Raw genomic sequence first — 13,735 nt, 5'->3', positions numbered from 1 at the left:
TGAGAAGGACCGGGAGCCGCGGGCTCCCGGTCCTTCTGCATTCACGGCGCGATGTTGTGATTGCGCCGGAACTGGTTCTCGGGATCCCAGACCCGCTTCACCTCGGCGAGACGGGCGTGCGCTGCGCTCGTGAACATCCCCGGCACGGCTGCCGGCCGCTCGGTCGGAGCGAAGTTGCCGTACTCGGCGAGACGGCCCCGCTCGATCTGCTCCCAGTCGGCGAGGATCGAAGCGCGCGCATCGTCGTCGACCAGGCCGGGGATGTCGAACGCTCCGGCCATCACGAACCAGGTCGCCTCACGAGAGGGGAACGCGGTCGACTCCTGTTCGACGTCTCCGAATGCTCCCCCGAGGGATCGCAGGAACACCACGGATGCGGGATACGCGGCGCGGAACGCCACCAGGCGATCGATGAGGTCGTCGTCGAGCTGCGCGAACAGGCCGTTGCCGCCGATGAACCCTGGCGGCAGCTGTACTTCACCCTCGGGCGGCGTCGGCGGCTCCATGAGGATGTCGCGGTACGCCGGGGTCGTGATCTCGGTGGAGACGCCGTCGATCTCGGTGATCGGCGCCAGCACTTCTCGAAGCCGATCCGCGTCAGTGCCCGCCCAGACGGTGCTGAGACGTGCTCCGGCCGGCGCGCTCGGGTCCATCGGCGGGACGTCCATGAAGGTGACGGTCAGCTCACGAGGAGCGTCGCGCATCAGCTCGCTCGTGGCGCGCAGGACGGCAGCTGAGTCAGCGGCGATGGCGCTCTCGGAGTAGACGATTCCCTCCAGCGGATGCGCAACGAAATCGAAGCGGGTGACGATCCCGAAATTGCCACCGCCGCCACGCAGCGCCCAGAACAGGTCGGCGTTCTCGGTCGCAGACGCCTCGACGACCTCACCGGTCGCCGTGACGACCTGGGCGCCGACGAGCTGGTCGACGGCGAGACCCCAGGAGCGGACCATCCAGCCGATGCCGCCGCCGAGGGTCAGCCCGCCGACGCCGACGGTCGCAGTGTCGCCTGAGCTGATGGCGAGGCCATGCGGGGCGATCGCTGCGGCGACGTCGCCCCACACGGCTCCGCCGCTGACGTGGACGGCCGTTCCTTCGATGGTGATGTCGGAGAGCTCGGAGAGCTCGATGCGCAGCCCTGGGGATGCACCGTGCGACCAAGGACCGTGCCCGCCGGCGACGACGGTGACGGGGAGCGATTCGTGGTGTGCGCGTCGCACGGCTGCGACGACTTCTTCAACGGTGGTGGGGCGGATGATGACGGATTCGGTCATGCCACAACGCTAGACCCGGCCACGGACATGCGGGGCGTGCGATTCAGATGAACATGACGCGTGCGATCGTTGCGCCGGACCACGCGGTGCTCACCACTCCGCCACGGACCCGTCAGGGTGACGCCACACCGGATTCTGCCACCGCTCCCATCGTGCCGCGGCATCCCTGACGGCACCCTCATCGATCTCGATCCCGAGCCCTGCCCCTGTGAGCCGCTCGAAGTGACCATCCACGAATCGCAGCGGCTCGGTGTCGGCGACGTAGTCGAGCACCTCGGCGCCCGCGTTGTAGTGGATGCCGATCGACTGCTCCTGGATGAGATGGTTCGGCGTGGCGAAGCCGACCTGCAGGCACGCGGCCAGTGCGAGGGGCCCGAGCGGACAGTGCGGCGCGATGACGGCATCGAAGGTCTCGGCGAGCGCTGCGATCCGGCGCACCTCCGAGATCCCACCGGCATGCGACACATCCGGCTGCAGGATCGCTGTGCCGGCCTGCAGCACGGGCAGGAACTCCTGCCGGCTGTACAGTCGCTCCCCCGTGGCGATCGGGATCGTCGTGGCGTCCACCATGCGACCGATCATGTGCGAGTTCTCGGGGACCACCGGCTCCTCGATGAAGAACGGATGCAGCGGCTCCAGCAGCGGTGCGAGCCGACGCGCCGTGGCCAGCGTGAAGCGACCGTGGAGATCGACCGCGACATCCCGATCAGGGCCGAGCACCTCACGGGCGCTGGCGACGCGGGAGACGACGCCGTCGAGCTCGGCGACCGAGCCGTTGCGGCTCATGCGCCCCGACGCGTTCATCTTCACTGCGGTCAGACCGACGGCGAGCTGCGCGGCGATGTGATCGGCCACCTCGGACGGATCGTCACCGCCCACCCAGCCGTAGGCCCGGATGCGCTCGCGCACCGCGCCTCCGAGCAGGTCATGCACCGGCACACCCAGGCGCTTGCCCTTCAGATCCCACAGCGCCTGGTCGACGCCGGCGACCGCACTCGCCAGTACGGCTCCGCCACGGTAGAACTGCCCCTTGGACAGCACCTGCCAGTGCTCCTCGATGAGACCGGCATCCTTTCCGAGGAGGTAGTCGGCGAACTGGTCGACAGCGGCGCGCACGACATCCGCATACCCCTCCAGCGATGCCTCGCCCCAGCCCACCAGACCGTCCGTCGTCTCGATACGGACGAACAGCCAGCGGGGCGCCACGGGGAACGCCTCGACCCTGTCGATGACGTCGTTCATGATGCGATCTCCTGCGCCGCGCCGCCGTCGTGCTGCTGCTGCTTCGTCACCCTCGACGTTCCTCTCGTTGCCCTCTCCGAAGAATAACCGGATGGCACACCACGATTCACAGCCAGCCCATAACGCTCTCCATAGAAATCTCATAGGAGACTCCGCAGAATGGGGTCATGACCACCGATCTGCCCGAACTCCGTCGCCCGGACGGCTCCCCCCTTCGCATCCTCGCCGTCGACGACGAGCAGATGCTCACCGACCTGCTCGCGATGGCCCTGCGCATGGAGGGCTGGGAGGTGCGCACCGCGTCATCCGGTCTCGAGGCGCTCCAGGTCGCCCGCGAATTCGAGCCGGACGCCCTCGTGCTCGACATCATGATGCCCGACCTCGACGGCATGGCCGTCCTCAAGCGGCTGCGCGAGTCGGGCAACTTCGTGCCCGTCCTGTTCCTGACGGCGAAGGATGCCGTGGGCGACCGCATCGCCGGCCTCACCGCCGGCGGCGACGACTACGTCACGAAGCCCTTCAGCCTGGAGGAGATCATCGCTCGCCTGCGCGCGATCATCCGCCGAACCGGACACGCCACCACCGATGACTCCCAGTCGATCCTGCGCGTCGCCGACCTCACGCTCAACGAGGACAGCCACGAAGTCGCCCGAGCCGGCGACGAGATCGAGCTCACCGCGACCGAGTTCGAACTGCTGCGCTATCTGATGCGCAACGAACGGCGCGTCCTGTCCAAGGCCCAGATCCTCGATCGGGTGTGGAGCTACGACTTCGGCGGCAAGTCCTCCGTGGTCGAGCTGTACATCTCGTATCTGCGCAAGAAGATCGACGCCGGCCGCACACCGCTGCTGCACACCGTCCGCGGCGTCGGCTACATGATCAAGGCTCCGCAGTGAGCTCGACGAGCCCGGCGCGGCCGCCCCTGAGCCTGCAGACCCGGCTGATGGCGGCCGTGATCGGGTTCGTCTCCCTCATCCTCATCATCGTCGCGGTCATCACCAGCGCTACGTTGGGACGCACCCTGGAGGAGCAACTCGACGAGAAAGTTCGTGCGGCGTCGTCGCAGCAGGTGTTCGTCCTCAGCCAGCAGCCGATCCCGCAGCAGTTGCTCAGCCAGACTCTGACAGCCGCGAGCGTACTGAAAGAACTGCCGACACAGAATGCCCGCACTCTGCTCGCGATCGGCGGAGAAGGCTTGACCGCGAGCGGCGCTGTCGCCGACGAGGATGGCGTCGTCGAGCTCACCGACGCGCAACTGCAGGAGATCGACGAGCACATCAGCGATGGCCCCGTTTTCACGGTGACGATCTCCGAACTCGGCTCCTACCGCCTGACGGCGCAACAGACCAACCACGGCATCACGGTCGTCACCGGCCTCCCCCGCGACGAGATCCAGAACACGCTCGCGCGCCTGTTCACCGTCATCGCGCTGGCCACGCTCGGCGGTCTCATCCTCCTCGCGCTCACAACGGCGATCACGATCCGCGTCGGCCTGCGCCCGCTTCGTGCGGTCGCCGCCACGGCGACCCGCGTCGCGAACCAGCCGCTCGATCGCGGTGAGGTCTCGATCACCGAGCGCGTGCCAGCGGCAGAGGCCGATCCGAGGACCGAGACCGGACTCGTCGGCGCCGCCCTGAACACACTGCTCGACCACGTCGACAGCTCTCTGTCCGCCCGCCAGCAGAACGAGGAGCGCATGCGGCGCTTCGTCGCGGACGCGAGCCACGAGCTGCGCACTCCGCTCGCCTCGATCCGCGGGTACTCCGAGCTGTCGCTCAAGGCGCTCGGCAAAGCGGAGCAGGCCGGAACGGCTACGACACCCGCCGTCATGGAGAGCACGGGCTCAGCGCTGGAGCGCATCCAGGCGCAGTCGCTGCGCATGACACGACTGGTCGAAGACCTGCTGCTGCTCGCGCGCCTCGACGAAGGCCGCGAACTCGTGTACGGCACGGTCGACCTCACGCAGCTCGCCGTCGAGGGCGTCGCTGATGCCCGCCCCACGGCCCCCGACCACGCGTGGGACCTCGACGTCCCGGAAGAACCGGTGATCGTCGTCGGCGACACCGGGCGCCTGCACCAGGTCGTCACCAACCTCCTCGCGAACGCCCGCACCCACACTCCGGCCGGAACCAGGATCACACTGACGGTGGCGCAGGAGGGCGACCACGGCATCCTGCGCGTCCACGACGACGGGCCGGGAATCGACCCCGCCGTCCGTGAGGAGCTGTTCGCACGGTTCGCCCGTGGCGACAGCTCGCGGGCGCGCCAGACGGGCGGCACCGGTCTGGGGCTCGCGATCGTGAAGGCGATCGTCGAAGGCCATCGCGGCGAGATCATCGTCGACAGCGCACCGGGCTCGACGACGTTCACCGTCCGGATCCCGGCGAACCCGGCATCCTCCGACGCCCGCGCGACGAACTAACGGTCAGTATCCGGCGAATGCGTCGGTCGTCAGCGACCGCGCCTTGTGCAGCGCCGGTGCGAGGTCGGCGATGAGCCGTGGCGGACCCGAGATGAACGCATGCCGTGCGGACAGGTCGCCGACCACGCGTTCGAGGTGCTCAGCATCCAGCCGGAATCCCTGCGCCCAGCTCCAGTGCGCGGGGAGGCCACTCGGCTCGTCGCGCGTGAAGACGATCACGTCGACGCCCGTGGCTGTGAGCTCATCGCGGAAGGCGAGCTCGGTCGCATCCGATGCGACGTACACGAGGACGACGTCCCGACGCTGCCCGGTGAGCTGCAGCTGACGCAGCTGCGAGACGAACGGCGTCACCCCGATGCCGGCCGCCACCATCAGCACCGGCGCGTCTCCTCGGGGCAGCAGGAAGTCGCCCCATGTCCCTGTCACGGCGAGCGTCGCCCCCGGCTCCGCGGCGGCGAGCGCGAGCTTGTAACTGGACGGATGCTTCTGATCGCCGTTCTTGTAGGCGATGCGCAGCGTGGGCAGATCGGCCGGCGCCGACACGATGCTGAACTCCCGGCGGGTGCCCCTGGCGTCGGGGCGGCGATGCGGCACGTCGAGTTCCAGGTACTGCCCGGCCAGGAAGCGCAGCTTCCCCCGCGCCTCGAAGGTGAGCTCCTGCACGGTCGGGGTGATGAACTCACGGCTGCGCAGGGTCAGGCGCACCGAGCCGCGCAGAGCGAACGCGAAGGCGACGAGGTTGCCGATCAGCAGCGCGCGTTCCTGGCCGAGTGTGAACAAGCCGGCGACCGAGATGGGCCAGCCGGCGAGCGCTCCGACGACGCCGGCGACCCAGAACTGCTGCCAGCGTCTCGGGGGAAGCGTCAGCGGTTCGGAGAGCATGAACGCGCCGAGGAACAGGAACGGCGTCTGCAGCACCGCGAACGACAGCGCGGAACCGAGATCGACAGCGATTCCGAACTGCTGCGCCTGGATGAATTGGCGCACGACGGACGTAGCGACCGCGATCAGCACGAACACCAGCACCACGCGCACCTTCTCGGTGCGCCACAGCACGACGAGGCCGAGCACCGCGACCGGCAGCGCCATCGACGGCGTCCCGATCCACCACGATGATGACGTGCCCAGCCATTCGAGCGCGCCGAAGGACCCGACGATGGAGACGACGGCGGCACCGAACGCCGCGGGGTTGAAGATGTGCCGGCCACGCCAGGCGATGATGTACTTCGAAAGACTCGCCAGCGCTCCGGCCACTGCCAGACCGAAGACGGCGGCCGCGTCGGTCCCCGGGCGCAGCACGAACAGAAGGATCAGGGCCGTCACGAGCGACGATTCGACACGCCACGGCAGTCGAAGAATGCGCTGCGCCACGGCATCCACCGCCGAGATCACCGCTGTCAGGACGGCGAAGGCGACCAGGATCTCCCACGGGGTCGGAGACACGATCACGCCGAGCGCCGACAGCAGCAGGGCGATCACTGCCAGCGTCGCGAGGGCCGCGAGCACGAGGCGGTACATCGACAGCGATCCCAGCCGTGCCAGGACCCGCTGTCGGAATGCGGTGAAGGACGTCGTCACGATACTCACTCTGCCGTATCCCTTCCGGTTCAGGATGCCGCGGTGAACAGTTCCACCGGACAATCCGGCGAACGCTGAGCCCGACCGTCGGTGCTCATGCGCACCCATTCGACGCCCCAGTCGGCGGCGAGCCGCGTGCCGCCGTCGAAGAACAGTGCGGTGGCCGCGGCATCCGCATGCATGGCGTCCTGGGCGATCGCCCAGGTGGCCGCCCAGGTGCGCACGGGCAGACCGGTCCTCGCATCGAGCACGTGATGCAGTCCGTTTCCCCATGCCCTGCGGTTGATCGCAGACGCGCACAGCGCTTGATCCTGGATCGTCGCGACACCGATCGCCCTCGTCGCGTCGAAGGGATGCTCCAGGCCGATCCGCACCTCCCCGCCGCGGACCGCGAGATCTCCGGACGCGTCGACGACGAGGGCCCCCGGAACCGCGACGAGTGCCTGCTGCACGAGGTCGACGAGCCGCCCCTTGCCGAGTGCTCCGACATCGATGATCGCCGGGGCGGCCAGTGTGAGCCGCTCGTGCCAGCCGAGGACCTCCGACCAGTCGGACGGCGCCGGCTGCGCTCCCGACGCGATGAGCGAGATCGACGCGTCGTATCCGAGCGCGTCGAGACTGGCGCCGACGAGCGGATTGACCGCGCCGCCGGTGGCATCCGACAGCTCGCGATAGGCGTCCAGCATGACCTCGGCATCCGCCGGCAGCGGCGCAGAGCCCCCTTCCGTCAGCGAACTGACGACCGAATCGGGACGGAAGCGCGACCACTCGCGATCGAACCGCCCGATCACGGCGCTCACGGTCGCGCGCTCTTCGTCCGTCAGCTCACGGACGCTCTCGATCTCCCAGCGGGTGCCGATCGCGTCGAATCGCCAGAGGGGCACGCGCTACGCCGCCGCCTGTTCCCTGATGTCCGCGACGGCCGAGTTGAATCCGCCGCTCGTGAGCGAGGACCCGGCGACGCGGCTGACCTCGATGTCGTCGATCGCGACGCCGACGACCTCCTCACCGATGCCGTCGATGAACTGCCCCTGGAACTGCTCGGTCTCCGGCGCCTGCGGGTCGCCGGTCACCTCGACCTCGGTGACGACGCCGTCGACCAGCGTGAGCGTGACCGAGATCGTCTCGACCGTCTCCGGCGTCTGATACGACCCCTCTGCGGTGTACGTGCCGTCGGTGTACTCCCCCGTCGCGCTTCCCGAGTCGGTGGTATCCGGATCCGCGTTGCCCTCGGCATCCGCGGCGCCCGAACAGCCGGCGAGCACGAGAAGTCCGGCGACGCCGACGACGGCGGCGCCCTTGCGGGCGGAAGAGGGAACGGTCGTGCGGATCATGGCTGTCCTCCTGGAGCTGTCGATTGCTGCGAGCCTATGGCCGCCGACTATGGCTGGGCTGTGGTTTCGTGCCACGCCGCGCGCACTCCTTCGAGGTCGACGGCACGACGATCATGATCGGCCTCGCCGAGGCGAACCTCCAGGACACGAACGGGGCGACGTGACACTGCTCGCCGCCGTGATGGCATCTCCGATGCCGGCCGGTACGACCGTGGTCGACCGTGGCGACTGAGCCTACGCGTCGCCGCCGAACATGCTCGTGACGGAGCCGTCCTCGAAGACCTCGCGGATCGCGCGTGCCAGCAGCGGCGCGATCGGCAGGATCGTGAGGTTGTCCCAGCGGCGCGATTCGGTCAGCGGGATCGTGTCGGTGACCACGACCTCATCGATCGAGGAGTCCTGGAGGCGCTCGTTGGCCGGGTCGCTGAAGATCGCGTGGGTCGCGGCCACGATGACCCGGTGCGCGCCGTTGGCCTTCAGCGCCTGCGCGGCCTTGACGATCGTGCCGCCGGTGTCGATCATGTCGTCCACGAGCAGGCAGGTGCGGCCCTCGACCGTTCCGACGATCTCGTGCACGGAGACCTGGTTGGCGACTCTCGGATCGCGGCGCTTGTGGATGATCGCCAGCGGCGCGCCCAGGCTGTCCGACCAGGTGTCGGCGACGCGCACACGGCCCATGTCCGGGGACACGACCGTGAGGATCTCGCGATCCTCGGGCGTCAGGGTGCGCTCGAAGTAGTCCAGCAGCACGGGCTTGGCGAACAGGTGGTCGACCGGGCCGTCGAAGAAGCCCTGGATCTGCGCGGCGTGCAGATCGACGCTCATGACGCGGTCGGCACCGGCCGTCTTGAGGAGATCAGCGACCAGGCGGGCGCTGATCGGCTCGCGGCCGCGACCCTTCTTGTCCTGCCGGGAGTAGGGGTAGTACGGGGCGACGACGGTGATCCGCTTGGCCGACGCGCGCTTGGCGGCGTCGATCATGATGAGCGTCTCCATGAGCCACTCGTTCACCGGCTCGCCGAACGTCTGCACGAGGAAGAGGTCGCAACCGCGGATCGACACCTCGAAGCGCGAGTAGATCTCACCCGACGCGAACGTGCGGTGCTCCGTCGGCGCGAGCTCGGTTCCCAGCGCCTCGGCGACCGCGCGCGTCAGCTCCGGGTGCGAGCGGCCGCCCGCGACGACGAGCCGCTTCTTCGTCTTGGCGACGAGTCCCGGCGCGATGCCGTTGTCCCGATCCAGTTCAACGGTCTTCTTCTTGCGCGCCATCGCCTGCCTTATCTGCCGCATCGTGTGCTCGGGACGCGGCCTCAGCCGCGCCCGTGCCTGCCCTGTTCTTCTCGACCCACCCCTCGATGTTGCGCTGAGGGGCGACGCTCATGGCCAGGGCACCTGCCGGTACGTCCTTGCGGACGACGGCGCCGGCTCCGGTCTTCGCTCCGGCTCCCAGCCTAACGGGCGCCACCAGCACCGTGTGCGACCCGGTGTGCACCTCGTCCTCGATCTCGGTGCGGTGCTTGTTCACGTCGTCGTAGTTCGCGGTGATCGTGCTGGCACCGAGGTTCACGCCGCGCCCGATCGTGGCGTCGCCGACGTACGAGAGGTGCGGAACCTTGCTGCCCTCCCCGATCCGAGCGTTCTTGGTCTCGACGTAGGCGCCGATCTTGCCGTTCGCGCCGAGGACCGTCCCCGGCCGCAGGAAGGAGAACGGTCCGACCGTCGCCCCGGCGCCGATGACCGCCAGGTTCGCGTCGGTGCGCTTGACGACGGCATCCTCGCCGATCTCGCAGTCGACGAGCGTCGTGTCGGGGCCCACCGTCGCTCCGGCGGCGATGACGCTGGCACCGAGGATCTGGGTATGCGGCAGGATCGTGACATCAGCGGCGAGCTTCGCATCGTCGTCGATCCAGGTGGTGGCCGGATCGACGATCGTGACGCCTTCGAGCTGCCACCGTCGGACGATGCGCTCATTGAGCAGGCGCCCGACGAGCGCCAGCTGCGCGCGGTCGTTGACGCCGAAGGTCACCGTGACGTCGGAGACGACGGATGCCGCGACGCGATCGCCGGCCAGGCGCAGGAGCCCAGGCACGTCCGTGAGGTACTTCTCCCCCTGCGCGTTGTCGACGCCGACGGTCGGCAGGTACTCGCGAAGGGCTGCGGCGCGGAACACGTACATGCCCGCATTGATCTCGCGGACCGCGGCTTCGTCGTCCGTCGCGTCCTTCTGCTCGACGATGCGGTCGACATCACCCGCGGCGTCGCGAATGACGCGTCCGTAGCCCGTCGGGTCGTCCACGATGGCCGTCATCAGCGTCGCCGCGGCACCGGTGGACCGGTGCTCGGCCACGAACGCGGTGAGGGTGTCGACGTCGGCGAGCGGGCAGTCCCCCGACAGGATCAACACATCGCCGTCGAAGCCGGGCATGGCGTCCAGGGCGACCTCGACCGCACGCCCCGTGCCGGGGACGTCGTCCTGATCGACGAAGACGGTGCCGGGGTACGAATCGGCGAGCGCCGCGACGACCTGGTCTCGCTCGTGCCGCACCACGACCTCGACGTGGTCCGCTCCCAGCCGCGACGCGGTGGTCAGCACATGTCCGACGAGCGGGCGTCCGGCGATCGGGTGGAGCACCTTCGGCAGGCGCGAACGCATCCGGGTGCCTTGGCCAGCGGCGAGGACGACGATGGCGAGCTTGTTCTGCGTCATGCTCCGCCGCCAGGATTCGAACCTAGACCTCACAGCTCCAAAGGCTGTCGTGCTGCCATTACACCACGGCGGACCGCAGCATCCTCTGACGGATGCCGCCCGTCAAGTCTGCCATGCCCGACGGCGTGCGACCTGACAGAACAGCGCACTGCGGCGACTGTCAGTGCGTCATCGGCAACGACGGCGAGAGCCGCCGCAGACGGTGAAAGGTCGGCAGCAGTGCATCGTAGATCTCATCGAACACCGGCAGCAGCGAGCGGTAGACCGCAGCCTCAGCCGGGCGGGGGCGCACCGTGTGCTCCACGGGCTGCAGCCCGGCCGCCACGTCGATCGACTCGATGAGTCCGAGTGCCTGCATCCCGAGCAGGGCCGCTCCGAACCCGGACCCCTCCTGCTCGGCGAGGAGTCCGATGGGGGCACCGAACGCATCGGCGATCGTCTGCTGCCAGAGCGGATGCTTGATCACACCACCCGTCGCCCTGATCTCGTCGATCTCGAGACCGGCCGCCCGCATCGACTGCAGGACGAGCGCGAGCTGCAGAGCGACGCCCTCGACCGCGGCTCTGACCATGTGCTCGCGGGTGTGCGCGCGGGTGAGACCGATGTACGCGCCGCGCGCGATGCTGCTCCAGTGCGGTGCGCGTTCGCTGAGCAGATAGGGCAGCATCAGCAGGCCGCCGGATCCGACCGGAACCTCTCCGGCGCGGTCGAGCAGCTCCTCGATCGGAGTTGTGGTGTCCGCGATCTCGTTGCGCACCCAGTCCAGAGTGACGCCGCCGTTGTTGATCGCGCCGCCGATGACCCAGCGATCCTCCGTGAGCGCGTAGCAGAACACCCCGCCGCGCGGATCGACCACCGGGCGATCCACGGCGACGCGCAGTGCGCCGCTGGTGCCGATCGAGCATGCGGCGACGCCGGGGCGCACAGCGCCGACGCCGAGGTTGGCGAGCGGGCCGTCGCCGGCACCGACGACCACCCTGGTCGACAGCGGCAGACCGGTCGCGGCCGAGCCCTCCTCCGTGAGGCCGTCCAGGACGGTGGTGGTCGGCACCAGCTCGGGGAGTTGCTCGGCACGGATGCCGGCGAGCGACAGCGCTTCCTCATCCCACGCCAGTCGGTGGATGTCCATGAGTCCCGAGCTCGAACCCAGCGAATGATCGGTCACCAGCGCGCCGCAGAGACGCAGCAGCACCCAGTCCTTCGCGTTCGCCCAGATCGCCGCCTCCTGACGGATGCGCGGTTCCTGCTCTCGGAACCACACGAGCTTGGGCAGCGGAGACATCGGATGCACGGGCGTGCCGGTGCGGCGGTGCAGTTCGAGTCCGCTCGCGGAGGCCCTGATGCGCTCGGCCTGCGCGGATGCGCGCGTGTCCGCCCAGGTCACGACCGGAGTGATCGGTTCGAGCTGAGCGTCGAGCGCCATCAGCGAATGCATCGCGGCCGAGAACGACAGCCCGGCGATCCGCGCGGCGCCGATCTCGGCGACGACTTCGCGAACCGTCTGATAGACGGCGCCGAGGATCAACTCCGGATCCTGCACGGCGTGACCGGGGTGCGGCTCTTCCAGCGGATACCCCTGCGACGCCGACGCGAGCTGCTCGCCGGCGACCGAGTACGCCACTGCCTTGGTCGCCGTCGTCCCCATGTCGACGCCGATGACGATGTCGCGTGCGGTGTCCATGTCGCGTGCGGCCGTCATGTCAGAAGATCGCGTAGACCGCGAGGACGAGCACGAAGCCGACCACCGACTCGATCGCCTGCTGCACCGTCCACGTCTTCAGCGTCGTCTTGACGTCCATGCCCATGAGCCGACCGACGAGCCAGAAGCCCGAGTCGTTGACGTGGCTGGCGAACACCGACCCGGCCGCGGCCGCGAGGGTGATGGCCGCGACGTCGATGACGCTGAAGCCTCCGCTGGTGACCGCGGGGGCCAGCAGACCGGCGGTCGTCACCAGCGCGACGGTCGCGGAGCCCTGTGCCACGCGGAGCGCGACGGCGATGAGGTACGCCGCGAAGATCACCGGCATCCCGAGGCCGTCGAGGCTCGACGAGAGCGCGTCGCCGATGCCGGAGGCGCGGAGGACGCCGCCGAACATGCCGCCGGCGCCGGTGATCAGGATCACCGAGGCGACGCTGCCGAGAGTCCCCTCGACGAGCTTCTCGAGCGCGCTGCCGTTCTCGCCGCGGAACTTGCCGAGCACGAGCAGTGCGACCAGCGCCGTGATGAGCAGGGCGACGGGCGAGGTGCCGATCAGCATGAGCGCCTGCACCCACGTGGCGTCGCGATCGACGGCGCCGACGCTGCCGAGCGCGTTCAGGCCGGTGTTGAGGAAGATCAGCACCATCGGCAGGAGGAGGATCGCGACCACGGTGCCGACCTTGGGCGGGTTGACCGGCTGGTCGTCGTCCTTCTCGCCGAACAGGGCGGGGACGATCATCGGGTAGCGCTTGTTGACGAACTTGCCCCAGAGGTAACCGGAGAGGTACCAGGTCGGGAACGCGATGACGAGACCGAGGAGCAGGACGACGCCGAGGTCGGCTCCGAAGAGCTCTGTCGCGGCGACAGGACCGGGGTGCGGCGGCAGGAACACGTGCATGACGGAGAACGCCGCCGCACCGCTGAAGCCGAACAGCAGCAGGTTCTTTCCGCCGATGCGTCGCGCCACCGCGAAGATGATCGGCAGCATGACGATGAGTCCAGCGTCGAAGAAGATCGGGAATCCGAGGATCAGCGAGGTGATGCCGAGGGCGAATGCGGCGCGCTTCTCGCCGAAGATCGACACCATCTTCTCGGCGATGACCTTGGCGCCGCCGCTGGACTCGATGAGTCGGCCGATGATCGCGCCGAGACCGATGAGCAGGGCCACCGCGCCGAGCGTGCCGCCGAAGCTCTCCACGAGAACTTCGTTGACGAGGACGCCCATCGGCAGGCCGGTGGCGATCGCCGTCAGCAGGGACACGACGATGAGCACGAGGAACGCGTGCAGCCGGACCTTGATGACGAGGAACAGGATGAGGAGTACGGCGGCCGCGGCGATGCCGAGCAGCGGGCCGGTCCCGAGAGTCTGGGTCCAGTCTTCCATGGGGGTTTCTCCGTTGAAATGGGATGAATGCGGCTCAAAAGTACTACTTATGGGGGCGCGAAGTCAATAGTAGTATCAGTGCCGGAATCTCAGGC

At 68.7% G+C, this 13,735-nt stretch carries 11 protein-coding genes and 1 tRNA gene; 2 read left to right on the top strand and 10 right to left on the bottom strand.

Annotation, left to right across the window (positions count from 1 at the left end):
- Window positions 1-41 precede the first annotated feature (41 nt).
- Window positions 42-1,274: an FAD-binding oxidoreductase gene (locus tag AC3ANJ_RS06350; protein ID WP_488318745.1), complete on the bottom strand. Its 1,233-nt coding sequence runs from the start codon at window positions 1,272-1,274 to the stop codon at window positions 42-44.
- A gap of 90 nt (window positions 1,275-1,364) precedes the next feature.
- Complete coding sequence (gene dgoD, locus AC3ANJ_RS06345; protein ID WP_488318744.1) at window positions 1,365-2,516, bottom strand: galactonate dehydratase; 1,152 nt, start codon at window positions 2,514-2,516, stop codon at window positions 1,365-1,367.
- A gap of 167 nt (window positions 2,517-2,683) precedes the next feature.
- On the opposite strand from dgoD, the gene AC3ANJ_RS06340 reads away from it, so the two are divergent.
- Together AC3ANJ_RS06340 and AC3ANJ_RS06335 are read left to right on the top strand one after the other, a co-directional pair.
- Complete coding sequence (locus AC3ANJ_RS06340; RefSeq protein ID WP_488318743.1) at window positions 2,684-3,412, top strand: response regulator transcription factor; 729 nt, start codon at window positions 2,684-2,686, stop codon at window positions 3,410-3,412.
- A 47-nt stretch (window positions 3,413-3,459) separates the two neighbouring features.
- The gene (locus AC3ANJ_RS06335) at window positions 3,460-4,938 is read left to right on the top strand and encodes a sensor histidine kinase (protein ID WP_488319239.1); all 1,479 of its coding nucleotides are present in this window, start codon (window positions 3,460-3,462) and stop codon (window positions 4,936-4,938) included.
- Window positions 4,939-4,941: 3 nt separating this feature from the next.
- On the opposite strand, the gene AC3ANJ_RS06330 is transcribed toward AC3ANJ_RS06335, so the two are convergent.
- The 8 genes from AC3ANJ_RS06330 to AC3ANJ_RS06295 all read right to left on the bottom strand — a co-directional run bounded on the left by AC3ANJ_RS06330 (window position 4,942) and on the right by AC3ANJ_RS06295 (window position 13,640).
- Window positions 4,942-6,516, bottom strand: coding sequence for an FAD-dependent oxidoreductase (locus AC3ANJ_RS06330; RefSeq protein ID WP_488318742.1), 1,575 nt, complete (start codon window positions 6,514-6,516; stop codon window positions 4,942-4,944).
- Between the two features lie 29 nt (window positions 6,517-6,545).
- The gene (locus tag AC3ANJ_RS06325; RefSeq protein ID WP_488318741.1) at window positions 6,546-7,400 is read right to left on the bottom strand and encodes an FAD:protein FMN transferase; all 855 of its coding nucleotides are present in this window, start codon (window positions 7,398-7,400) and stop codon (window positions 6,546-6,548) included.
- A gap of 3 nt (window positions 7,401-7,403) precedes the next feature.
- On the bottom strand, window positions 7,404-7,850 hold the full coding sequence (locus AC3ANJ_RS06320) for an FMN-binding protein (RefSeq protein ID WP_488318740.1): 447 nt from the start codon (window positions 7,848-7,850) through the stop codon (window positions 7,404-7,406).
- A 234-nt stretch (window positions 7,851-8,084) separates the two neighbouring features.
- Window positions 8,085-9,119: a ribose-phosphate diphosphokinase gene (locus tag AC3ANJ_RS06315; RefSeq protein WP_488318739.1), complete on the bottom strand. Its 1,035-nt coding sequence runs from the start codon at window positions 9,117-9,119 to the stop codon at window positions 8,085-8,087.
- Complete coding sequence (glmU, locus tag AC3ANJ_RS06310) at window positions 9,094-10,557, bottom strand: bifunctional UDP-N-acetylglucosamine diphosphorylase/glucosamine-1-phosphate N-acetyltransferase GlmU (RefSeq protein ID WP_488318738.1); 1,464 nt, start codon at window positions 10,555-10,557, stop codon at window positions 9,094-9,096. The genes AC3ANJ_RS06315 and glmU overlap by 26 nt, the downstream gene beginning before the upstream one ends.
- Before the next feature lies 1 nt (window position 10,558).
- Window positions 10,559-10,630 (bottom strand) — tRNA-Gln (locus tag AC3ANJ_RS06305).
- Between the two features lie 87 nt (window positions 10,631-10,717).
- Complete coding sequence (locus AC3ANJ_RS06300; protein WP_488318737.1) at window positions 10,718-12,256, bottom strand: gluconokinase; 1,539 nt, start codon at window positions 12,254-12,256, stop codon at window positions 10,718-10,720.
- Window position 12,257: 1 nt separating this feature from the next.
- A complete protein-coding gene (locus AC3ANJ_RS06295) occupies window positions 12,258-13,640 on the bottom strand; it encodes a GntP family permease (RefSeq protein WP_488318736.1) in 1,383 nt (460 codons plus the stop codon).
- Window positions 13,641-13,735: the final 95 nt, after the last annotated feature.

The organism is Microbacterium sp. STRO-1N (genome assembly GCF_057748015.1).
The sequence above is the reverse complement of the archived record's forward strand: the minus strand, read 5'-3'. Positions and strand labels throughout refer to the sequence as shown.

What these genes read in the sequence shown, in the direction of transcription:
- AC3ANJ_RS06350 (WP_488318745.1), bottom strand. Translation starts at nt 1,274, where the DNA reads ATGACCGAATCCGTCATCATCCGCCCCACCACCGTTGAAGAAGTCGTC.
- dgoD (WP_488318744.1), bottom strand. Translation starts at nt 2,516, where the DNA reads ATGAACGACGTCATCGACAGGGTCGAGGCGTTCCCCGTGGCGCCCCGC.
- AC3ANJ_RS06340 (WP_488318743.1), top strand. Translation starts at nt 2,684, where the DNA reads ATGACCACCGATCTGCCCGAACTCCGTCGCCCGGACGGCTCCCCCCTT.
- AC3ANJ_RS06335 (WP_488319239.1), top strand. Translation starts at nt 3,460, where the DNA reads ATGGCGGCCGTGATCGGGTTCGTCTCCCTCATCCTCATCATCGTCGCG.
- AC3ANJ_RS06320 (WP_488318740.1), bottom strand. Translation starts at nt 7,850, where the DNA reads ATGATCCGCACGACCGTTCCCTCTTCCGCCCGCAAGGGCGCCGCCGTC.
- AC3ANJ_RS06315 (WP_488318739.1), bottom strand. Translation starts at nt 9,119, where the DNA reads ATGGCGCGCAAGAAGAAGACCGTTGAACTGGATCGGGACAACGGCATC.
- glmU (WP_488318738.1), bottom strand. Translation starts at nt 10,557, where the DNA reads ATGACGCAGAACAAGCTCGCCATCGTCGTCCTCGCCGCTGGCCAAGGC.
- AC3ANJ_RS06300 (WP_488318737.1), bottom strand. Translation starts at nt 12,256, where the DNA reads ATGACGGCCGCACGCGACATGGACACCGCACGCGACATCGTCATCGGC.
- AC3ANJ_RS06295 (WP_488318736.1), bottom strand. Translation starts at nt 13,640, where the DNA reads ATGGAAGACTGGACCCAGACTCTCGGGACCGGCCCGCTGCTCGGCATC.